Annotated in this window: 20 protein-coding genes; 12 read left to right on the forward strand and 8 right to left on the reverse strand. The window is 56.4% G+C overall.

Annotation, left to right across the window (positions count from 1 at the left end; genetic code table 11):
• Positions 1 to 68: 68 nt before the first annotated feature.
• Both C0039_RS00395 and C0039_RS00400 read right to left on the reverse strand, forming a co-directional pair.
• Entirely contained in the window at positions 69 to 887 is an 819-nt protein-coding gene (locus C0039_RS00395; protein WP_101516944.1) for an SDR family NAD(P)-dependent oxidoreductase, read from the reverse strand.
• Positions 888 to 962: 75 nt separating this feature from the next.
• Positions 963 to 1658: a pseudouridine synthase gene (locus C0039_RS00400; protein ID WP_075999492.1), complete on the reverse strand. Its 696-nt coding sequence runs from the start codon at positions 1656 to 1658 to the stop codon at positions 963 to 965.
• Positions 1659 to 1880: 222 nt separating this feature from the next.
• Here C0039_RS00400 and C0039_RS00405 point away from each other — a divergent pair, with 222 nt between their 5' ends.
• The 4 genes from C0039_RS00405 (at position 1881) to C0039_RS00420 (ending at position 8796) form a co-directional block, all read left to right on the forward strand.
• Entirely contained in the window at positions 1881 to 2093 is a 213-nt protein-coding gene (locus C0039_RS00405) for an RNA-binding S4 domain-containing protein (protein ID WP_075999493.1), read from the forward strand.
• Between the two features lie 178 nt (positions 2094 to 2271).
• Positions 2272 to 3780: a flavin-containing monooxygenase gene (locus C0039_RS00410; protein ID WP_101516945.1), complete on the forward strand. Its 1509-nt coding sequence runs from the start codon at positions 2272 to 2274 to the stop codon at positions 3778 to 3780.
• Between the two features lie 78 nt (positions 3781 to 3858).
• A complete protein-coding gene (locus C0039_RS00415) occupies positions 3859 to 5472 on the forward strand; it encodes a class I adenylate-forming enzyme family protein (RefSeq protein WP_101516946.1) in 1614 nt (537 codons plus the stop codon).
• Between the two features lie 78 nt (positions 5473 to 5550).
• Positions 5551 to 8796 (forward strand): amidohydrolase family protein, encoded by a 3246-nt coding sequence (locus tag C0039_RS00420; RefSeq protein WP_101516947.1) that lies wholly within the window; start codon positions 5551 to 5553, stop codon positions 8794 to 8796.
• 84 nt (positions 8797 to 8880) lie between these two features.
• Here C0039_RS00420 and C0039_RS00425 read toward each other — a convergent pair whose 3' ends face one another.
• Both C0039_RS00425 and C0039_RS00430 read right to left on the reverse strand, forming a co-directional pair.
• The gene (locus C0039_RS00425) at positions 8881 to 9720 is read right to left on the reverse strand and encodes a CvfB family protein (protein ID WP_075999497.1); all 840 of its coding nucleotides are present in this window, start codon (positions 9718 to 9720) and stop codon (positions 8881 to 8883) included.
• A 105-nt stretch (positions 9721 to 9825) separates the two neighbouring features.
• Entirely contained in the window at positions 9826 to 10335 is a 510-nt protein-coding gene (locus C0039_RS00430) for a YehS family protein (RefSeq protein WP_101516948.1), read from the reverse strand.
• 212 nt (positions 10336 to 10547) lie between these two features.
• Here C0039_RS00430 and C0039_RS00435 point away from each other — a divergent pair, with 212 nt between their 5' ends.
• A complete protein-coding gene (locus C0039_RS00435; protein ID WP_101516949.1) occupies positions 10548 to 11396 on the forward strand; it encodes an SDR family NAD(P)-dependent oxidoreductase in 849 nt (282 codons plus the stop codon).
• A gap of 340 nt (positions 11397 to 11736) precedes the next feature.
• On the opposite strand, the gene C0039_RS00440 is transcribed toward C0039_RS00435, so the two are convergent.
• Positions 11737 to 12963: an MFS transporter gene (locus tag C0039_RS00440; RefSeq protein WP_101516950.1), complete on the reverse strand. Its 1227-nt coding sequence runs from the start codon at positions 12961 to 12963 to the stop codon at positions 11737 to 11739.
• A 197-nt stretch (positions 12964 to 13160) separates the two neighbouring features.
• Between C0039_RS00440 and C0039_RS00445 the strand changes: the two genes are divergently transcribed.
• The 7 genes from C0039_RS00445 to lpxD all read left to right on the forward strand — a co-directional run bounded on the left by C0039_RS00445 (position 13161) and on the right by lpxD (position 18859).
• A complete protein-coding gene (locus C0039_RS00445) occupies positions 13161 to 13814 on the forward strand; it encodes a spondin domain-containing protein (RefSeq protein ID WP_101516951.1) in 654 nt (217 codons plus the stop codon).
• Between the two features lie 46 nt (positions 13815 to 13860).
• Positions 13861 to 14424, forward strand: coding sequence for an RNA polymerase sigma factor (locus C0039_RS00450; protein WP_133125913.1), 564 nt, complete (start codon positions 13861 to 13863; stop codon positions 14422 to 14424).
• Entirely contained in the window at positions 14421 to 15059 is a 639-nt protein-coding gene (locus tag C0039_RS00455; protein ID WP_075999503.1) for an NrsF family protein, read from the forward strand. Before C0039_RS00450 ends, C0039_RS00455 begins: the two co-directional genes overlap by 4 nt.
• Positions 15060 to 15214: 155 nt before the next feature.
• On the forward strand, positions 15215 to 16141 hold the full coding sequence (locus tag C0039_RS00460) for a prenyltransferase (RefSeq protein WP_165786997.1): 927 nt from the start codon (positions 15215 to 15217) through the stop codon (positions 16139 to 16141).
• Positions 16142 to 16246: 105 nt separating this feature from the next.
• Complete coding sequence (locus C0039_RS00465; RefSeq protein ID WP_076002167.1) at positions 16247 to 16471, forward strand: hypothetical protein; 225 nt, start codon at positions 16247 to 16249, stop codon at positions 16469 to 16471.
• 105 nt (positions 16472 to 16576) lie between these two features.
• Positions 16577 to 17578 carry a class I SAM-dependent methyltransferase gene (locus C0039_RS00470; protein ID WP_101516954.1) on the forward strand — a complete coding sequence of 334 codons (1002 nt, stop codon included), beginning with the start codon at positions 16577 to 16579 and terminating at the stop codon, positions 17576 to 17578.
• Between the two features lie 213 nt (positions 17579 to 17791).
• Entirely contained in the window at positions 17792 to 18859 is a 1068-nt protein-coding gene (gene lpxD / locus C0039_RS00475) for a UDP-3-O-(3-hydroxymyristoyl)glucosamine N-acyltransferase (protein WP_101516955.1), read from the forward strand.
• A 40-nt stretch (positions 18860 to 18899) separates the two neighbouring features.
• On the opposite strand, the gene C0039_RS00480 is transcribed toward lpxD, so the two are convergent.
• The 3 genes from C0039_RS00480 to C0039_RS00490 all read right to left on the reverse strand — a co-directional run bounded on the left by C0039_RS00480 (position 18900) and on the right by C0039_RS00490 (position 22749).
• Complete coding sequence (locus C0039_RS00480) at positions 18900 to 20576, reverse strand: M28 family metallopeptidase (RefSeq protein ID WP_101516956.1); 1677 nt, start codon at positions 20574 to 20576, stop codon at positions 18900 to 18902.
• 45 nt (positions 20577 to 20621) lie between these two features.
• On the reverse strand, positions 20622 to 21119 hold the full coding sequence (locus C0039_RS00485) for a MarR family winged helix-turn-helix transcriptional regulator (protein ID WP_243391522.1): 498 nt from the start codon (positions 21117 to 21119) through the stop codon (positions 20622 to 20624).
• A gap of 64 nt (positions 21120 to 21183) precedes the next feature.
• Positions 21184 to 22749 carry a BCCT family transporter gene (locus C0039_RS00490; protein WP_101516958.1) on the reverse strand — a complete coding sequence of 522 codons (1566 nt, stop codon included), beginning with the start codon at positions 22747 to 22749 and terminating at the stop codon, positions 21184 to 21186.
• Positions 22750 to 22877 lie beyond the last annotated feature (128 nt).

Genomic DNA, 22877 nt, shown 5'->3' on the forward strand with positions numbered 1-22877 from the left:
CTCTGGTTATCTACGGCTTCTTTGGCTTAGGAAGGTTGTTTTTAGGTAGGTTATTCCCAGCGAACCCGTCATTCCGGGATGCCTTCTTCCGCCAGTTGCGCACCCAATTGAGCCACCAACTCGAACAAAGCCTCTGGATCTTCATGGCGCATTTTCGCAAGATCCAGCTCCATATCCCGTGCAAAGATCAGCTCTGGCACATTTTCCCTCACCGCTTCTAGAATTGCTTTAGCACAATCTGCCGGCTGATCTCCTCCGTCAATGTTGGCATCAGACTTACCATGGGTACTGCCATCCGCTGTAAGTGCATTGCGCGAGACGTCGGTGGCGACTGAACCGGGAAGTACATTGGTAACATTAATATTGTGAGGCTGCGCCACTTCTGAACGCAGCGCGTCCATATAACCGATCAAGCCATGCTTGGCTGCGGAGTATGCGGTGCGCAAAGGCGCGCCGATACGACCGGCCACAGAGCTGATTGCAACAATGTGAGCTCCGCCGGCGTCGACCATTCTCTGCAACTGCAACTGGGTAAGCCAGATAGGCGCGATAAGGTCGATATTGATAAGCTCAGTATATACCTGCGGCTGGGTATCAATAGCCAGGCTACGCTGGCTGATACCCGCATTATTGACCAGAATATCTACTCGACCCTTCCAGCCCCAGGCATCCTCTACCTTTTGTTCAAGCACAGCAAAGTCAGTCACCTCAAAAGGAAGAACCAGGGTCTCGCCAGACAACTCATCGGCTACTGCCTGCAGTGCATCTATCCGCCTGCCCGAAAGAACAAGGTGCGCACCGCATGCCGCGAAAGCCTGCGCCAGCGCCTTGCCGATCCCGGAAGAGGCGCCGGTGATCCAGACTATTTTGCCGCTAAATTCATTCATAAGTAGCACTTCCTGCTTTCTGTTTCAGTGTATGTTCTTTACCGGCGCTTTCCATTTCCGCCGCGTGGACTGGCGTCAAGGCAGCGCCGCCAATTCACCCGGAGTGAGATTTCGGCTACAGCCCGGCGCCAGGGCAGCGTCGAGCTGCAGAGAACCGACCGCAAAACGGTGAATACTCAACACCTTGTTATCAAACTGGCCAAACATGCGCTTGATCTGATGGTAGCGCCCCTCAATCAACCCAACCTCTGCCTCGAAGTCACTGAGTATTTTGAGTTGAGCAGGTTGAGTGGTTATACCCTCATACTTGAAATACAGGCCGCGCTGGAAAGCATCAACGTGTTCATTGCCTAGCGGCTTTTCCACCCGTACTCGATAACGCTTGAGCAGCTTTGAACCCGGTAGCGATAGCTGTCGCGACCACTGTCCGTCATTGGTCAACAATACCAGCCCAGTGGAATTGAAATCCAGTCGTCCGACAATATGAAGCTGGTGCTTCCAGGGCTGCTCCAACAAATCGACAACGGTTCTGTGCTGAGCATCTACCGTGGCACTGACAACACCGCGTGGCTTATGCAGCATCAGGTAGCGAGCTGTGCGCGCCTGGGTAAACCTGCCATCGCAACGCACCTCGCTGAAACGGTTGATGACCTGACTGACGCCGGTGGGGGGAGCACCGTCGACCTCGACCCGGCCCTGTGCCAGCAACAGGCGAATATGGCTGCGCTTGATACCCAGAGAGGCGCTGAGGTGGCGATCCAGGCGTGGCATGAGTTTGTTCCAGGCTGATCGGTTGAGAGGAGTTATGTCACAGCATACACATACCAGATGCCGGGTAAACCCCATCAGGAGCAGTATGCCGCTCGTCCGCGTACAGGTGTGCCAGCGCATAACGTCGCGCTAACGTTGTATAATTTCAGGCGAGGGATCGCAGTCTGCACAGAGACCTCCGGCTCACCCAACCACAGACACCCTGTCGCAAGGCACTTCCCAATGAGAATAGTTGAAATTACCAAAGAACCTGTAGAGCTCTATAAAATCCTGAAATTCGAAGGGCTTGTTTCCTCAGGCGGCGAAGCGAAATTGCTCATTGGAGACGGCCAGGTGTTGGTGAATGGCGCAGTTGAGACACGAAGACGCAAGAAGATCATGAACGGTGATGTCATCGACTTTCGCGGCGAAAAGCTGCATATGCGTTTGCTTTGAACCACGAACGGGCTTGTACTTGCGCGACTTGCGCGACTTGCGCGACTTGCGCCTGTCAGCGCCATGATGAATTATAGTGTATGCCATGCAGCGCTCGAGTTACGTGAAGCGAGCCTGCCCGGATTAAGGGCGTATAGCCCCTGGCAACCACTATAAAAAATCCCACCGGGGACACTTGATGGAACAGGAAATCTTTGACGTCATTGTCGTCGGCGCCGGCCTCTCCGGCATTGGCGCTGCATATCATTTGCGCGACAAGTGTCCGGATCGCAGCGTGGTCATCCTCGAGGCTCGGGATGCGATCGGTGGTACGTGGGATCTGTTTCGCTATCCGGGTATTCGCTCCGACAGCGACATGCATACGCTGGGATACAATTTCAAACCGTGGCGGGCGGAGAAGGCGATCGCCGATGGACCTTCTATTCTCAAGTACGTACGCGACACTGCTGAAGAATACGGCATAGACCGGAAAATCCGCTTCCAGCACCGCGTGGTGTCAGCTGACTGGTCCTCCACGGACTCGCTGTGGACGGTGCAGGTTAATCGCGGCGAGACCAGCGAAATTGTCACCATGCAGTGCCAGTTTTTATTGCTTTGCAGCGGCTACTACAACTACGAGCACGGTCATCGCCCTGACTTCCCCGGCAAGGACCGCTTTCAAGGGGACATCGTCTATCCACAGTTCTGGCCGCAAGAACTGGACTACAGCGGCAAAAAAGTGGTGGTAATTGGTTCCGGCGCCACGGCTGTAACCCTGGTGCCGTCCATGGCAGAAAAGGCCAGTGAAGTGGTCATGCTGCAGCGATCGCCGACCTACGTGATCTCACGTCCAGACAAGGACCGGGTTGCCAATATACTGCGCAAGATTTTGCCCGAGAGCTGGGCCTACAGCATCACCCGATTCAAGAATACAGCGATGCAACAGTTCGTTTACCATCGCTCCCGCGTGGCGCCTGAAAGCGTGAAGCGAAAGTTATTGAAGGATGTACGCAAGGAACTGGGGCCGGACTACGACGTCGACAAACATTTCACCCCAAGGTACAACCCCTGGGACCAGCGCCTCTGCCTGGTGCCTAACAGTGACCTGTTCAAATCGATCAGGTCGGGCAAGGCACGCGTGGTAACCGACCATATCGAAACGTTCACCGAAAACGGCATCCAGCTCAAGTCTGGAGAGCGTCTCGAGGCGGACATCATTGTTTCGGCAACAGGCCTGGAGCTCGTGGTGATGGGCGGTGCCAGCTTCAGTGTTGATGGCGCCGCAGTGGAGTTCGCCAGGGAGTGGACCTACAAGGGCCTTATGGTCAGCGGCGTCCCCAACCTGGTGTCCACGTTCGGCTACATCAACGCATCCTGGACATTGCGCGCTGACCTGACTGCAGAGTGGGTTTGCCGGGTGCTCAACAAGATGAAAGCAACCGGCTCGACCTGTGTGGTGCCGATACTGCCTGATTCATTGAAATCCATGCCCGCGCGCAAGTGGATTGCCGACTTCCCGGCAGGCTATATGGAGCGGGTAATGCACCTGTTTCCCCGTCAGGGAGACCGCGAACCCTGGATCAACCCACAAAACTATCGCAAGGATCGTAAAATGTTTCTGCAGGATGACCTGGCAGACGGCACTCTCAGGTTCTCCAGCCCCAAACCCGCTGCTCATGATTCAATAGCCAGGCGGTCAGGGACTTGACGCTCGGGACAGTCCCGCTCAAATCGACCCCGGCTTGCGCGCACCTGGTCGCGTAGAGCTCGTAAAGGAGACGACAAAATGTATAAAATCAAACTTACCGAATCCTACTTCCCGGCGCAGGGCGGGCCTGAGCCAGCCCCGATGACCATTGGCGACATGCTGCGCCAATCGACTGCGCACGCGCCGGATCAGCCCGCCCTGAAGGAGCTGACCTATGAGGGCGAGATAGCCCGCTCCTGGACGTACGCGCAGTTGCTGGCTGACGTAGAGCGCCTTTCTCGTGCCCTCGCAAGCCGCCACGATGAGGGTGCGCGCGTTGCGGTTTACGCCAATAACGTGCCTGAGTGGATCTTGCTGGAGCTCGCCTGCGGTCTGGCTGGCGTCATTCTGGTGACCGTAAATCCCGCTTACCAGAAACAAGAATTGAAATATGTGCTAGAACAATCGCGATCTGAGGCAATTTACTATGTCGCCGATTTTCGAGGCAACCCTATGCAGGAGATCGCAGATGCGGTCTGCGACCAGATTTCCGCGATCAAGCACCGGATTCTGCTGACAGACCACGACGCGCTCTATGCCGGCGAGGCATCAGGCACGTTGCGCAATCCAGGTCCGCATGACGCGGTACAGATTCAATATACATCCGGCACCACGGGCTTCCCCAAGGGCGCACTACTGCATCATCACGGCCTGGTACGCAATGGTATAGACGCCATGACACGAGGCGGCACGCAAAAGGGGGGGACGTTCATCCACAATATGCCGCTGTTCCATACCACCGGATGCGCCATTCTGGTGCTGGGTGGACTGGGCACCGGCTGCACCATGCTGCTGGCACCGATGTTCGACCCGGTAGTGATTGCAAGGGTTATAGAGCGGGAGCGCACCCAGTTCATTCTGGGTGTGCCCACGATGCTGTTCGCCCTTATAGACGAAGTCCGCCGCAGTGGCCGGGATGTCTCCTCGACACAGCGAATCATGTCCGGTGGCGCAATGGTTGCGCCGCAACTTTGCCGTGATGCGAAAGAAGTGTTCGGCACGCCAGTGCAGATAGTTTACGGGCAAACCGAAACGTCCCCGGTCCTGACCCAGGCGTGGTATGAAGACACCATCGAAGACCTGACCCAGACGATTGGCCAGCCGGTTGCTCATACCGAAATTTCCATCCGCGATGCGCAGACCAACAGCGTGTTGCCAATTGGCCAGCAAGGGGAGATCTGTGCTCGCGCCTACAGCGTGATGCTTGGCTACAACGATAACCCCGAGGCAACCGCCAACACCATAGACAGCGAGGGCTGGCTGCATACCGGAGACCTCGGGCAAATGGACGAGCGAGGCTACGTAAAGATTACCGGACGCGTAAAAGAGATGATCATTCGCGGCGGCGAGAATCTGTTCCCTGTCGAAATAGAGAACGCCTTGCTGGAACATGATGCGATAGACGAGGTCGCTGTTGTCGGCGTCGCTGACGAAAAGTGGGGCGAACAGGTCGCCTGCTTCATCCGCAGCGGGTCCGATGATCCACTTTCCGCGGCAGAACTGAGGGACTTTGTCCGCGAACGGCTTTCACCACAAAAGTCACCGGCTTACTGGATAAGAATTACCGATTGGCCACTGACCGGCTCCGGCAAGATCCAGAAGTTCAAACTCAGGGAAGCTTTTGAAGCGGACGAATACACCATGCTGGACTAGTCACCCGTCGCGCGACAAAAACTCCGCTGGCCTTAATCCGCCAGGTATATTCATGCAAAAAATCCCGAAGGATGCTTTATGACGCTCAGATACGCCTTACTCTGTTTCACGCTGGCGTTACCCTGGACACCTGCTTCGACCGCGGCCCCGGAAGAACAGACATGGGATGTCAATAACCCGGAGTTCAGCGCGAAGAAAAAGACTGCCAGGCTGGATGTCACTGAGGGCACCTGGATGAGCCTGGATGTTGCACCAGACGGCAAGAGCATTGTCTTTGACCTGCTGGGGGATATCTACCGCATTCCCATAGAGGGTGGTGAAGCTACAGCGATCACCAGCGGCCTGGCCTGGGATATGCAGCCAAGGTTCAGCCCTGACGGCAGCACCATCGCCTACACCTCCGACCGAGCCGGTGGGAATAATATCTGGCTCCAGGATATACACACGGGTGACGCCCGCCAGTTGACTTACGAAACATTTCGCCTGCTCAACAACCCCAGCTGGAGTCCAGACGGTCAGTATATTGCCGCGCGCAAACACTTCACTACATCGAGGTCACTGGGCACTGGTGAGATCTGGTTGTATCACGTTGAAGGCGGCGCAGATCAGAGTGGCCAGCAGGTGGTCGAGCGGCCCAGCCCTACCTTCCAGAAAGAACAGGGCGAACCCATGTTCTCTGCCGACGGCACGAGCATCTACTTCAGTCGCGATGTCAGCCCGGGCGACACGTTTATTTACCACCAGGACAGCAACAAGGAACTTTTCCAGATCCGTAAAGTGCTGCTTGCAGACGGCAGCATCGAAACCGTGGCCGGTTGCCCTGGCGGCGCAGCGCGACCAACACCTTCCCCGGATGGCAGGCAACTGGCCTATGTCAAAAGAGTCAGGGCACGTTCCCGCCTTTTCGTGATGGACCTGGCCAGCGGCGAGGAGCGCATGCTCTTCGACGCACTTGACCTGGACATGCAGGAGACCTGGGCAGTTCATGGTTTATACCCCAACATGGACTGGACACCAGACAGCCAGAGCCTGGTTTTTTGGGCACAGGGGAAAATCTGGAAAATTGCTGTCACCAGCGGAGAAGTAGTGGAGATCCCCTTCCGGGTGGTGGACTCGCGAGAACTCTATACACCCATCCAGTTTCCGGTAGATGTCGCACCGGATCGTTTTGATACGCGTATGGTGCGCTTTGCGCGCCGCTCTCCGGATGGCTCAGCGGTGGTCTTTGAGTCATTAGGTGAGCTATACATCAAACTTGGCAACAGCGCCGCCAGGGTATTGAGTACCGACCGCGGACAGGGCCTAGACTACAGCCCGGTATGGAGCCCCGACAGCAAATCTGTTTACTTTATGCGCTGGAACGATACCAGGCTAACCAGTGTGCGCAGGGTGAGCGCCAGAGGCGGCAAATCCAGGGCACTTAAGGTACCGCCAGGTCACTATACAGAACTAGCAATTTCCCCGGATGGAGAAGAACTGCTGCTGCGTAAACGCGGGGCGAACGCCCTGCTCAGCCCACGCCACACTGTGGCACCGGGCATTTACCTGCACGACATTAAAAACGAAACAACACATTTCGTCAGCAAACGAGGTACCCAGCCGCACTTCGGGCCGGACGCGCGCATCTACGCCCAGGAGCGCGCAGAGAATGCTACCGGCAGAGGCAGTGAAACGGCCAGGACCATGCTGATATCGATGACACGCAATGGTAACGATGTTCGTCAGCTGGCTCACTCGGAACTCGCCACCAGCATCCAACTTTCTCCCACCGGACGGCATATTGCATTTACTGACAGTCATCAGATTTACCTGATTCCGGTAATGCACAGTGGCAAACCTCTGGCACTGGACGGCGAGAGCCAGGCTTTTGTAACTGCGTTTCCCAAGCAACGACTGTCGACGGTCGGCGGCGCATTTATGCACTGGTCGCTTACGGGGGACAGTGTTAGCTGGTCTACTGGCGCGGAATTGAAGACGGCCGCTGTCGACGGCACCAGTGACACCACACCGCAACCGTCCATAGTGCGCACCGATTTATCACTGCCGGTAGATGCGGATATCCCCCAGAGCAAACTGGCCCTGACCAATGCCCGTCTCATCACCATGAATGAATCGCGCGAGGTCATCGAAGAAGGCACGTTACTGATTCGCGGAAATCGCATCGAGGCGATAGGGCGAAAAAAAGATGTTTCAATACCCAAGGATTATGCGCTGGTGGATATGTCAGGCAAGACCATCCTTCCCGGATTGATCGATATTCATGCCCACGGACCCTACGGGGACGGCGATATCATTCCCCAGCAAAACTGGAACCTGCTCGCCCATCTGGCGCTGGGTGTGACCACCGTTCACAACCCTTCCAGCAAGGCAACGTTGGCATTCGCAGCAGCCGAATATGTACGCAGCGGCAGGATCCTGGGGCCCAGGATTTTCTCTACCGGTGAAATCGTATACGGCGCGAGAAGCACCGGGTATTCCCCGGTCAACAGTCTTGAGGATGCACTGAATCACGCTCGCAGGCTAAAAGCGCAGGGGGCAGTCACCCTGAAAAATTACAACCAGCCACGCCGCGAGCAGCGCCAACAGGTGAACGAAGCCGCTTACCGGGAAGGCCTGATGACTGTGGCAGAGGGCGGCTCCCTCTATCATCTGGATATGAGCCTGCTGGCCGATGGTATTACGGGCATAGAGCACAACGTGCCGACCCTGAAGATGTATGCCGACGTAAGCCAGTATTGGGCGCAATCGGGTGCGGGGTATACGCCAACCCTGGTGGTTACGTTTGGAGGGCTTACCGCTGAGGACTACTACTATCAGCATACCGAGGTGTGGAAGCACCCCATTCTTTCGCGCTTTGTACCACCCGCACTGTTGCGGGAAAAGTCGGTGCGCAGAATCATGGCTCCGGCTGACGAATTCCGGGATAACGAAGCGGCAGCGGCGGCCAGGGAGCTTCTGGAGCTGGGCATTAACGTAAACATAGGCGCGCACGGACAGCGCGAAGGACTGGGATCACACTGGGAAATGTGGAGCTTCGCCCGCGGCGGATTCAGCCCAATGGAAGCGCTGTCCACGGCCACCATCAACCCCGCTCGCTACCTGCAGATGGATGCCGACATCGGCTCTCTGGAGGAACGCAAGCTCGCTGACTTGCTTGTTCTTGACGCCAACCCACTGGAGAATATTCGTAATACCGACAAAGTCAGCCATGTCATGGCCAACGGCCGTCTTTACGAGGCGAAGACATTGAAGGAAGTACATTCGGGGAACAAGGCGCTAGCACCATTCTTTTGGCAGGGCAAAGCCCAGAGCGAGATTTTCTAGGACAAAACCCTTGCGTGTGGATATTTTTACACCCCGGGCAAGCCCGACAGGCGCGTCAATCTACCCCGGTGAAACGCAGCCTGCCTAGCGCTCAACGAGCCGGATACCGGTACTTTCCAGGCTTATGCGCCGCTGTTTGTAAAGCGCACCAACGGCTTGCTTGAATACTTTCTTGCTGACCTGGAACGTGGCGTAGATCTCCCTGGGCGGACTTTTATCCGTTAGGGCAAGGAATCCGCCGCCGGCCTCCAGTGCCGCAAGAATGTCATTGCTGACACCACCGATCTTGTCTTTACTGAAGCCAGGCTGATTCAGGGTCAGGTCGACCTTGCCGTCTTCGCGAATGCGTGCGATGTAGCCGTCGATCTGCTCGCCCTTGCGAATACGCTTATACAGCTCATTACTGTACAGCAGCCCCCAGAACTCGTGATTGATGATCGCCTTGAAACCCAGCTCAGTTCTGTCGGCAATCATCAGACTGACCTTTTCGCCCTGCTTGAGCCCAACGGCTTCGTCCTTGATCCAATGGTCTATCCGGGTGGAGCCCGCCAGTCGCCCCTGATTGTCCCTATACACCTTTACCAGCGTATGGCGCCCGATACTCAGGGGGTGTTGCTGTTCAGCAAAGGGAATGAACAGGTCCTTGCTCACCCCCCAGTCCACAAAAGCCCCGATGTCGGTAACATTGACAACCTCCAGCCAGGCCACTTGCCCCAGTTCGGCGGCAGGGCGGCGCGTGGTCGGCACCGGGTCTCCCTCTGCATCGAGGAAGATAAACACATCCAGTTCATCACCCGGCGCCAGGCCCCTGGGACACTGCTGCAGTGAAAGTAGCAGGCGACCTGCATCACCCCCGTCAAGAATAGCGCCATGAGTACCTGTCTCCAGTACTGTGAGCGAGTTGAAGCGGCCGATGTCGAGCATGGGGACTGTACCTGAAAATTTGGGCAGGGTGCTATTGTAAGGCAATTCTCAGGCGGCGGCTGCGCCACTGCCACACGATTAGCGGAGCGCAATGGCACTGCTGAGCTATTTTTTCAGGGGCTTCCAGGGTGATTTGGCTTCAGGTCCGCCCGAAGCGCTACCACGCAACTCTACCTGCAAGCCCTTGAGAAAGTTACGCAGTACCTGGTCTTTGCACTCACGGTAGTTCCTGTGTCCGGGTCGCCGCAGAAAAGAGCTCAATTCGGATGCTGAAAGTGAGAAACCTGCCATCGCCATGGTTGCAATGATATCGTCCGACTGCATCTTCAATGCAATCTTCAGCTTCATCAATATGAGGTTATTGCTGAGGCGGTGCTCCGGTTCGGGCTGCGGGCCATCACGCTTACCGCGCTTTTCAACAATCAGTCCGTTGAGGAACGTGGCCAGCATTCGATCGTTACACGCTTCGAAAGCGGGATCGTCGTCCTTCATGGTCCAGGCGATAACATGTCCTCGCTTCACGGCCAGGTCCGCCAGCGCGAAAATCTCGATGATCTTCGCATCGTTGAAGTCGAAAATGTAGCGAAGGCGGCGTAACACATCATTGTTGGTCATCAAGGGAGCTTGCTTGCACTGCCGGCAAAGGTCAACACCAGGCCATGCATTGGCGGATCATCGCTAACCTGTAGTGCGGACATGCAATGACAGCAAAGCACATGTCATAATCAGCGGATAGCGTGATCAGGGCGCTGCTGACAACGCCAGAAGCGTTGGCCGCTAGTGGCGCCCTGCACTTGTGCTCCATAAAATTCGAAAAAGGAAACCCCATGCAGTCAGTAATGATCACCGGTGTCTCCACCGGCATCGGTTACGGCGCCACAGAGACGTTAATCGACAAGGGCTTTCATGTCTTCGGGTCGGTGAGGAAGCAGGCGGATGCACAGCGCCTGTCGGAGCAATTTGGTGAGCACTTCACCCCCCTGGTGTTCGACGTCACGGATTCAGCGGCAATAGCCAGGGCAGCGGCTCAAGTGCGCGAGGCGCTGGATGGCAAGCGCTTGTTCGGTCTGGTAAACAACGCCGGCATTGCCGCTACCGGCCCGCTGATTGAAATCGACCCTGCCGAGTTCCGTGAATGCCTGGAGGTCAACCTGATGGGGCCAGTGGTCGTCACCCAGGCCTTCGCACCGCTGCTGGGAGTTGATTCATCACTGCAAGGCAAGCCCGGACGCATCATCAACATCAGCTCGGCAGCCGGTGTACGTGCCCTTCCCCTCCTCGGCTCCTACGCGGCTTCCAAATTCGGTCTTGAAGGATACTCGGAGGCACTGCGACGCGAATTGATGATGTTTGATATAGACGTAATCGTTATCGGGCCCGGACCTGTACAAACGGCCATCTGGGATAAAGCCGAAGACATCGACATCAATCGCTATGCGGACTCGCCCTATCGCGCAATCATGGAGCGCTTCCAGAAGATGTTTATCGCCCAGGGCCGCAATGGCTATTCCCGTGAACGCCTTGGCCTGCTGGTGCACAAAGCACTGACCACAGCGAAACCCGCGGTGCGCTATGCCGCCGTCAGCAACTCGCTGCCCGAAAAGCTGCTCACCCGGTTTGCTCCCAAGCGGGTACTAGATCGAGTTATTGGCAAGAAACTTGGATTGCTGCCCTGATTGGCATTCAGGTGAGGAAGACAACGGCAGGCAACCGCAGCCTATGCAAACCGGCTGGCTCGCGCTTTGCAGCGCCCCTGGTGTATACACTGTTCGGAAAGCCGTCAGAACATGTATAAAACGCTGATGCTGTTGCACATCGCCACATTCAGCCCTGTGTAATCATTGGCACCGTACTGGTACTCACCAGGAAAGGCAGGAGTTTCCACAAACGAGCCGGACATATCTACGCGACCCAGACAACAGGTCTTATCCAGGCTGCGTCACAGCGAGTTCAATCGATAGCGACGGCAACACCGCCCCGCCGTACAACACAGACTTCTGGCGCATCACGCGGGGCTCAGCGGGGCGACCCCGCTGTGTCCGGGTGAATACCCTTACGCCGCTTGTTAAGCCAGTACACAGCCGCCAGTGACAGCAGACCGAATCCCGCCAGAACAGGTGAGAATGTCAAGCGATCTGCCAACCAGCCCATTAACACTGCGCCCAACGCTGGCGCACCCATGGCAAGCATGGTCCAAAGGCTGAGCACCCTGCCCCGGTAAGCATCGTCGACCAACAGTTGGGCCAGCGCCTGGCCAGACGTTCCAGCAATGGTGGTGATCAGACTGATAAGGGCAATCAGCACCCCCACAGTCGGCAGGTTGCCCGCGAAACCAAGTATCGCCACCAGCAACGCTCCCGCTGCCAGTACACCACTCATGATCGCAAAGAGCCGCACCTCACTGCTGCCCTGGCGACTGACAACCAGGCCGCCAACGATTGATCCGGCTCCTGCACTGGCCGTGAGCGTTGCCAGTGTGGCAGAGTCCCCTGCCAGCAATTGCCCCGAGAGAGCAGGCAACAGCTCTATAACCGTGCGCCCCAGCATGGCGTTCACCAGGGTGAAGCCAAGGGTCAGGCGTATGCTGAAGTGATGGCGGGTGTAGTGCCACCCATCCGCCAACTGCTGGAAGAATCGCGCTTCGGGCTTGTCTACCCGCTGCATGGAAATACCCTGAATGTAAAACAGGAACGGCAGCGCACCCAGCATGAGGAATGCGGCGGCCAGAAACGCCACCATCGGCGATGCCACCAGCAGTAGCCAGGCACCCAGTGCAGGACCCAGTATGCGCGAGGTATTGAAAGTGACGGCTGAGTAGCCGATAGCGCTGGGCAGGGCCTCCCGCGGCACCAGCACGGGGACAAGAGCCAGGCGTATAGGCGTTTGCGCCGAGGTCGCGACACCTAGCGCAACAGAAAACAACAACAGGACGGGTAAAGTAAAGATCTCAAGCCAGAGGGCGACGCTGGCCGCAACGGCAAGTACACCCTGGGCCGCTACCGTTAGCAGTAATCCATTGCGCGGATTGATCCGGTCGGCGACGATCCCGAACATTGGAGAAAGTACCAGTGCAGGCGCCAGCATCAGGCCTGCGACCACGCCGACCCAGGTCGCAGATTGCGTCAATTCCCAGGCGCTCCATCCCAACAGGAACCGCACCGTCCACCCACCCAGGGTCGAACAAATCGCCGCTGGAAAGTATCTGCGGTAGCGCTCACTGTTGAAAGCTGATTGATGTGGCATAAGGTAGTGGCAAGATAGCGCGTTGCGGGGTAGCAGAGTAACGCAGTTACAAAAGACGGTGGAAACCGGCGTGTTTCGCTTACCACAAACCAACTGCAATGCCGGCAACTTGCTTAAAGTTTATTTTCTCATGCATGTAACCTTTTTACGACTCACTGCGAATTGGGTATCAAACCCACAACAGCAGGAAGCAAACCATGCTCAAAACACGTTTGTTCGCTATTGCACTCACCCTCTTCGCTACACAAGCGATATCCCAGGAAAATGTGCAGTACGAAGTATCAATAACCAACATAACCCTCGCACAGTCTTTCACACCTCAACTGGTGGTCACACACCCCGGCAACGTGCGCTTGTTCAGGCTTGGCAACAAAGCGCGTGAGACCCTGGAGATTCTCGCAGAAGGAGGGGACACAGGGCCGTTAACCGAGAGATTAGCGCCCGCCGTCGATGAAGTAAAAACCATTGATGGTTTACTGGCGCCGGGGCAGACCACGACCACTACAGTGAGCGCCGAATCAGGGCGTCGTTTCCTGTCTGTCGCGGCCATGATGATCCCGACCAACGATACGTTCATGGCGCTCAATCGAGCAAGACTTCCGTCGGCGGGAACGCTGGAGTTCATGGTCCCGGCCTATGATTCAGGCACCGAGGCAAACGATCAGAATTGTGCAAACATCCCAGGCCCGACCTGCGGCGGCGTTGGCTATGTTGGCGCACCGGGCGAAGGCGATGAGGGCTTTGTTCATATAAGCAATGGCTTCCATGAGCTGGGCGGCGACACGCTTTCGCCCGCTCAATACGATTGGCGGAACCCGGTGGCACGTATCACTGTCAGACGTATGAACTAAGTCTGGAAGCGAAACATCCCCTCGGGTGGCCGCCTGCCTGGAACGTATGCCTGAAATCCAAGAGCGCGATTATTCCGCTGACGAGACGCGCTGGTCACTGCTGATGATCAGCGCGCAATCGGGGAATGAAACGGATTACCGGCAACTGTTGTCTGAACTCTCCGACATGGTGAATAACTACCTGGTGTCACGCCTGGGCGGTTATGACTTTATTGACGATTGTGCCCAGGAAGTGCTGATCGCTGTGCATGAAGCGAGACACACCTATGACCCCCGCCGGAAATTCAGGCCCTGGTTGTTCGCGATCATTCGTCACAAGTCTATTGACGCCATCCGTCGCCAGGCAGTGCGCACTGAGCTACATGCCGGTCATTGCACGGTTGAAGATCACATCGCAGGAGATACGCCGCTGGAATCCGGTATGACCGCGGGCAGACTGATTAGCGCCCTGTCGCCAAGACACCGGGAGGCGATTAAACTGACCAAGATTCTGGGCTTTACCACTGCGGAGGCGGCCTCCCGACTTGCAATTTCCGAAAGTGCCATGAAGGTTCGTGTGCACCGGGCCGTATCAAGTTTGCGCAAACTAATGGAGGCAGAGGCGCTGTGAAAGAAGGAAGCAGCCTTATTGACAAGCTGACAGACGACCTTCAACCGGTCAGGCCTGTGGGGCGCGGACTGGGACTGGGTATTCTGCTCTGGTTTTGCCTGAGCACAGCCTACGTCGTTACCACGTCTTCCCTACTCGGCCCTATACGCCCCGGTGTATTGGATCAGTTACTGGCACATCCGCGATTTCTGCTGGAGACGCTACTCGGTGTGGCGGCAATTGCCATTCTTGCACAGGCCGGACTTCGTTCAGCCGTGCCAGCAGCGTTACCTCGCCACTGGCTGTTGTTCACTTTAGGAGTCACCCTGCTCTGGTTACTGAACTATCCTCTGGGGTTTTTCAGCCCCTCATTGGAGCCAAGCATGCTGGGCAAGCGCCCGCATTGCTACCTTGAGACACTTATCCTGGCCTTACCTCCCGCACTGGCGGCTATATACTGGCAGAATCGCCTGTTTCCGCTCAAGCCTCTGCAAAGTGCTGCCATAGCAGGATTGGCTGCGGGAATGATTCCTGCGCTCTACATGCAAATTGCCTGCATGTATGCCCCGGGACATATCCTGATGTGGCACATACTGCCGGGAGCGCTGATGGCCCTGCTGGCAGTACCCATTTCCCTCTGTATTAAAGCGCTATAGCTTTCAAGATACAGCGGAGTCTGGTTGGCCGCTCACCGGCTGCATACCTGAAGCCTGGACGCCCTCGCCACCAGGCCTGCAGAAATACGTCTTTCCGAATTGGACTACGCTGGTAACATATGGGTCCGCGACGCTTGACCCTATATGGAGGCCCAGTGAGCGCTACTTTATTCTGGCAGGGTTTCTGGCGCCTGGCCGACCCCAAGATATCACTGGCATCTTTCGCTGGCCTCTGGCTAGGAGCCTGTTCTGCAGCAGCGTACAGCAACTTGCACTGGGGATGGCTGGCACTGACCATACTTGGCGTTTTCTGTGTTGAAGTTGCCAAAAACGCTTCGGGGGAAATTGTCGACTATGACAGTGGGACAGACCTGGCCATCAATGAGACTGAAAGAACGCCATTTTCGGGAGGGAAACGGGTACTGGTCGATGGTCTGCTGACCCGAGAGCAGACCGCGGGTATATCCAGGCTTTTCTTCCTCGCCGCCGTATCAATCGGCCTGGTATTGGTTTTCTTAATCGACTACCGGATATTGTTTTTCGGCCTGGCCGGTATGGCGCTCGCATGGTTCTACCACGCCGCCCCCGTTCGCCTGGCCTACCGCGGCCTGGGCGAAGCGGCAGTGGCGCTGGCCTATGGGCCATTAGTCGTTTGCGGTACTTATTTTGTGCAAACCAGCACCCTGTCTGCGCCACTAGTCCACGTTTCATGTGCGCTGGGATTACATGTCGCAGGTTTCCTGTGGATCAATGAGTTCCCTGACTCCCGCGCCGACAAGGCTGCGGGGAAGCGTCATCTGGTGGTCAGGCTGGGAACAGATCGTGCCGCCAACGCTTACGTCGTCCTGCTAGCCTCCGCCTACTGTTGGCTGGCATTTGCCAGCCTCGCGTTTCCCGGTGCGACAGGCTACCTCTGGGGCCTTGTCGGGCTGCCACTAGCAAGCTTTTCCGCCTGGCGATTGTTGCAGCGAACGAATGACATTCCGGCTCTGGTACCAGCTCAGGCCGCGTCGCTGGGCGGCTTCGTCATGATGGCTCTCGGGGCCGGAACAGGCTACCTGTTGTCTACGCCCGGTACCTAGGCAGTGGAGCGCGCGGGTCGGTATTACGTCACTGAACAGGGGCGCCGGACTGCAGAATGCACTATGATCCACCTCCTATCGGCATGTCAGCAAGGCGAGGGCAAGATGAACAGACTAGAGAAATTGAGAGGCGACGTTTACAGTTTTGAAGAACTGGTCACGCTCGAAAAGAATGCGACCAAATTGAGAGACCTTGAGACGCTTGAACTCATTGCGATAAGCCGCGCATCTAAACTCGCCAAGGGAGAGCGGCCAAAAAGCACGGTAGACGCGGATGGCGTAGCACTGACCAAACGCGGCCGTAGAGATCAGAAAAAAGCCAGCCAGTAAGCCGTCCTTGAGCAACGAGGGGGGCGCCATAGTTGATCTTGAACGACACAGGGCAACCATAACCCTCCCTGCCCAGCGCGAACCCCATTCCCCCTGGAGAAATAGATGAGCAGCGACAAAGAAACCGACCAGGATCCCGGATGGCAGCGTATGTCCTACCGCGACGTCGCCATGCACAAAGTCATGCTGCAGGATGTCGTGCGGACTGAAGCGTATGAACAGGCAGTTGCCGAGTTGGTGCTGCCCGAACATGCGGTATTGGATTTTGGTTGCGGTACGGGCATTTTGTCGATGTTTGCCGCTCGCTCGGGTGCCGGGAAGGTGGTCGCTGTGGACCGTTCACCCTTTATAAAAACGGCCAGGGAGATAGCGCAAGCCAATGGCCTGGACAATATCGACTTCTACCATGATGACGAGCAGTCATTGCAACTCGATGAAAAAGTAGATGTGATTGTCTCGGAGTGGATGGGCCACTGTCTGTTCTATGAGGCCATGTTGGAACCCCTGCTGACAGTTCGGGATCGTTACCTGGCCAAGGACGGGATTATGATTCCCGCTGAGGTGACACTCCATGCCGGCCTGGTTTGCGACGAAGAAGTGCTGGAGGACCTGGCCTTCTTACGGGAGAAACCCTACGGCTTCAACTTCTCACCCATTGCCCAGGTGCCTTTCGAGCAATCCGACCTGGTAACCCTGGACCCTGAAAGCCTGCTGGAGGCCACGGCCGACCTAGGCACTCTGAACATGCATACCGTAGCTAAAACAAACACACCACGAGTGTTTACGGGCACTCTACGGCCCGATAAAAAGGGACTGGTGTATGCCCTTTGCGGATGGTTCAGCACCAAACTCAGCCCCGGAGTCGCTTTTGGCACCGGCCCTGACGATCTGCCCACCCACTGGGATCAAATCCTGTTTCCTCTCCCACAGCCTTTCCAGGTTGACCCGGCGCGCGAGCTGACGTTGAGCATTTCACCGCTCACTGAGCAAACGGGCAAACAGCAGCTCTGGGCATGGTCGATCACTGACGGTGAAACCACCCAGAGTGTGAATGAGCGACACCAGGCGATGCAAGGGCAGGAAGACTTGCCCAGGGGAAAACTGTAGGCAACGAGGACGCGTGAAGTCTTCGTCTCGTAGATCGAGCACTTGCTATATGATGAATTCTGTTAGGCTGTCAATGTACGGAAAGTAAGTCTCGCGATAGTCGCCTGCCTGACATCATTAGCGGTAGGGTCGCGAGTTGAATACTATATCGATAATAATTTTTCCTGGTTGTCTGTACGCAAGCTACTGAATCAACCTGGCAGGGGTAGAAAAATGGGCAGTGTAGGAGTCGAAGGTATTCTTGAATCGTTCACCGGGCTGGTGGAATGGTCTTCCGGAGACAAACTCGCCGTTGCCATCGGGCCGTGCTCAAGCGCTGCCCCCCTGCACGGCGGTCTGTGCTTCTGCCCGGAACAACAGTATCTCGAAGCCTGCCTGAGCGCCGAAGTTGCAATACTTGTCATACCTCCGGAATTGAGCAGCGAGGCAAAGAGACTTAACCCGGGTCGCAGCGCTGTTCTTACCAGCGATGACCTGCAGGCAGCGATGGCAATATTGAACACAGAGTATTTTCTTCCGAGTTGGGGCCGGGAGCCATTTGCACAGCATCGCGTTCATCCCTCGGCCCAGATTCACCCCAGTGCCAGGCTGCATGAGAGCGTAATCGTCCAGCCCAACGCCGTAATCGGTCCGGACGTCGCTATTGACGAAGGCAGCATTATTGGCGCCAACTCCACTCTGGAAGGCAACATAACGATTGGCAAGCGTTGCGTTATTAAAGCAAACGTTTTTGTCGGTCACTCCGTACACATCGGAGACGATTGCCGCATTGAACCGCAAAGCTCGGTTGGCACGGATGGGTATGGATATGGCACAGACAGGAATGGCGAACACCATGCCAAGCCCCATTTTGGACGAGTTATTCTCGGAAACCGGGTGGAAGTAGGCTGCGGGGTCAGCATAGACCGCGGGACCTTCGACGACACACTGATAGGCGATGGCACAAAGATCGACAACCAGTGCCATTTCGCCCACAACACGATTGTTGGTAAAAATTGTTTAATCACCGCCGGGTTTATGGTCGCCGGCAGCTCTACATTCGGCGACAATTGTAAATTCGCGGGGCGTGTCAGCGCCAATGGGCATATCAGTGTATGTGACAATGTCACCATGGGCCCGGTTTCGGTTATCAGCAAGAACATAACCAAGCCTGGTTTTTACGGCGGTTTCCCGCCCGTTCCCTACAAGGATTTTGTGAAGAACCAGGCTTCTACGGCGTCATTGTTTGATACGCGTAAACGGGTCAATGAGCTGTTACGCAAAATCGACCCCAAGCCATAGGAAAGTAAAAATAACCTGCCGGTGAAGCGGGCCTGCAGTCTTAAGGGCCTGGCGCTCGCGCCGCATCGCTTGCTGCACGCACAGCATGGAACTCTGAAGTCGTTTTCCATTGCGGCCATCGACGTGAGCTGCCGAGATCGCGGACGATGCTGTGGAAAAGCTCTATGTCCTGCACCGCGCCACGCAGGTCCCAATCGGGATCCCAGGCATCACAGGTCTGGTGGTAACAGTTGCCAATATAGTCAGCGATCCAGGCATCCCCCGCGGCGCGGCCACCCTCAACAAGGTCTGCGCCACCTGCAATACCCATGATCAACAGAACGGGTACGCCTTCCCGCGCCATAGAAAAGTGATCGGCGCGAAAAAACAAACCGTTCTCCGGCAGGTTCTCAGGTGTGACCACCCGATTCTGCGCGGCGGCGGCACGCTCCAGATCCCCTTCAAGATCGCTCTGGCCTTCGCCCACAAGTATCACATCCCTGGCGGGGCCGGCGGTCTGCAGTATATCCAGGGTGAAATTGGCAACGGTTTTCTCCAACGGATAAACCGGGTTGGCGGCATAGGCTGCAGAACCCAGCAGGCCGCTCTCCTCAGCCGTCCAGACGGCGAACACCACGCTGCGCTCCAGCGGCGCTTCCGCCTTCAATACCCTCGCCAACTCCAACACGCCCGCCGTACCCAACGCATCATCGTTGGCGCCGGGGCGAATCGTGCGATTCTGTGCGTCTGGCTCGCCATGACCATAGGCATCCCAGTGGGAAGCAACCATCAGTGTTTCGTCTTTATGCTTTGTGCCTGGCAGCAGTGCCAGCACATTGTTACTTTCGATATAGTTTGTATCGACCAGCAATTGGGCACTGAAGGTCACGCCCTTGAGTTCAAATGCCTGGAAATCCGGCCTGCGAGCGAGCACCCGGTGCTCATCCAGATTGAGCCCGGCACCGGCAAATAGACGTTCCGCCGCATCGTTGTGCAGCCAGCCCTTGAGACTGAGCGGCTGCGCAGAGTCCGGACTGCGTACGATGGAAAAATTTTCACCGGGTGCCGATGCCGCTACAGTCCACCCGTAGCCGGCAGCTTCATCCTCATGGATGACTAGCGCGCCAAGGGCTCCGCGCCGCTTTGCCTCTTCAAACTTGTAGGCCCAGCGCCCGTAGTAGGTCATACGCCTGTTACCAAAGACCCCCGCGACGGCTTCGCCCTCTACGGCAGCAAAATCCGGATCATTGACCAGAAAGACCGCAACCTTACCCTGCAGATCGATATCGCCGTAATCGTCCCACCCACGCTCGGGAGCAGTGGCGCCAAACCCCACGAATACCAGAGGCGCAGAGTTTATCGAAATAGTGTCCACCGGACGGCTGGTTTCAATGGCTATATCAACAGCCTGCCGCAGCAGGTGATCCTGCTTACCCACGGTAAAACGAATATCGGGGTCGTTTGCGATTCGGGTGTGTACCAGCGGTACGGCCTGAGTCCAGCCACCCCGCTCCCCGCCGGGCTCAAGCCCCAGCGCTGCAAATTGCTTCACCAGATAGGCAATGGTCTTCTCCTCGCCAGGCCCCCCGGGTGCGCGACCTTCAAACTCATCGGAAGCCAGCACCCTGACCATCTCGGATAGTTTTCCGGCGTCCACCTGTTCGGCGTGGGCATTGGGTGCGAGGCTAATCGCCAGGGCGATTACCGCGGGGACAATAAATGAAAAACAATGAGGCATGGCGGGTATTCCTTGGCTATTTATCCTTGAACGATGAGGCGAATTTCAAGAGGGAATCGGCGGGACCTCAAGAGATCGATCCAGCGCACCAACGTCGAGCACCGGGGATGCATCAATATCTTCGGCATCCATCATGCAGGCCACTCGCTGCAGCGAAGCGATGATCATGCTCTGCTCCCACTCCTGCAGGTCATTGAACTGACTGGAGAAGTGCTCTTGCAGAGGTAGCGGTGCATCCCTGAGAATCTCGATGCCGCTATCAGTGAGTTGCACGTGCACTTTACGTTTGTCCACCTTGGAGCGCTCGCGTTCCAGGTATCCCTTCCTCTCCAGCCGGTCCAGAATAGAGCACACCGTCGCCTGGCTCAGGCTGACTTCCCTGGCTAACTGCCCGACGGTGGCGCCTTCCAATTTACGGATAGCCTGCAGTAATAGTATCTGCGGCGCGGTGAGCCCGGAAATCTTGGCGAGGTGTTTGGAGTGCATGTCCGTGGCCCGAATAACCCTGCGCAGCGACATCAATACTTGCTCTAGACGATCCACGATAATCTCCGGTCCTGAGAGTCCAGTCAGGCAGACATTTTAGCGATTTTGGTCGCAGGGTAAATCATGACACTCTTAATTCGTGCAAGTTGGCACTGAGCCCCTTGTACAGACTGACACACACAAGTAGCAGAATCAGAGTGAAGGGTATACCGGCGATTACCGTCCCGGCCTGCAGAGCCGACAGCGCCTGCTTCCCACCACCGTATAGCAGCGCAGCCGCCAGCAGGCCTTCCATTGTCGCCCAGAAAATGCGCTGGGAAACGGGCGCGTCATGCTTGCCGCCTGCAGTGATACCGTCGATAACCAGAGAACCGGAGTCAGAAGAAGTAATAAAAAACACCAACACCAACACTACTCCCACCAGCGTTGTCAGGCCACTGTAAGGCAACGCTTCAAGCATCTGGAAGGTTGCCAGGCTCATTGAGATCATGCCATCGGCCAGGCTGCCAATTTCATTCTGCGCCTGATGCAGGCCATTCATGCCAAATACACTCATCCATACCAGCGTCACCAGGGTAGGGACCAGCAGCACGGCAATGATGAATTCGCGGACGGTTCTCCCCTTGGAGACGCGAGCGATGAAAAGCCCCACGAACGGCGACCAACTCACCCACCATGCCCAGTAAAATACCGTCCAATCCTGCATCCACTGCTCATCTTCACGGCCTGCCCAATTGCTCAGGGGAACAATATTGCCAAGATAATTCCCTGCTGTACTTGCTACCGCGTCGACAACGCTGACACTACTGCCAACAAGGATGATGAAAACCAGCAGGGCCAGCGCCAGCAGCATATTGAAATTACTCAGGATTTTGACGCCGCCATCGAGCCCGCGAACCACTGAAAGCGTGGCAATAAAAGTGACGAAGATAATAATAGCCACCTTGGTGTTCAGGCCCTCCTCTACGCCGAACAGCATGGTCAAGCCGGCATTGACCTGCGACGCCCCCAGGCCAAGGGACGTTGCCAGACCAAATATTGTCGCCAGCACGGCGAAGGTGTCGATAGCATGCCCCTGCCACCCCCAGCAGCGCTCGCCTAGCAGGGGGTAGAAGGCGGAGCGCAAAGTGAGCGGGAGTTTGCAGTTGTAGCTGAAAAAGGCCAGCGCCAGCGCGATAACGGCGTAGATGGCCCAGGCGTGAAGCCCCCAATGGTAGAGGGTTGCAGCCATCGCCATTTCGGCCGCCTCCGGTGTCCCCGGCTGAACCCCAAGAGGTGTCCCGGAAATCCCGGTGAAATAGGTCATCGGCTCAGCCACCCCCCAGAACATCAGGCCAATTCCCATACCTGCGGCAAACAGCATCGAAAACCAGCTGAGGCGGCTGAACTCAGGCCTCGCATCCACCCCGCCCAACCTGACCCTGGAGACGGGCAGCACCGTAAGCGCGAGGCAGAACAGCAATATGGCGCTGACCGACATCATCATAAAACTGTCAAAAGTTGCCAAACACCAACTTCGGCCAGCCGCAAGTGCCTGGTTAGTCTCCACAGGAAACTGGATGGTAAAGAGGACAAAGGCAACAATGAAACTGGCGCTGACGAAGAACACCGGGTTATGGATATCCATGCCCATAACCTGGATATTGTCTTCCCCTATGGTGTAGTCCGAACGGTATTTAGTCGCCATCTGCCCCACGACGCGCGAAGCGTCACTTAATTAGAATGCCAAGCATTATACGCAGATTGAGATTGCTGGCGCGCCAAATACATAGCCTACAAATTAATACACACTCTATTTCTGGGGCCTAACGAGTC

Origin of the sequence: Pseudohalioglobus lutimaris, from assembly GCF_002866825.1 — a bacterium.
Lineage (GTDB): Bacteria > Pseudomonadota > Gammaproteobacteria > Pseudomonadales > Halieaceae > Halioglobus > Halioglobus lutimaris.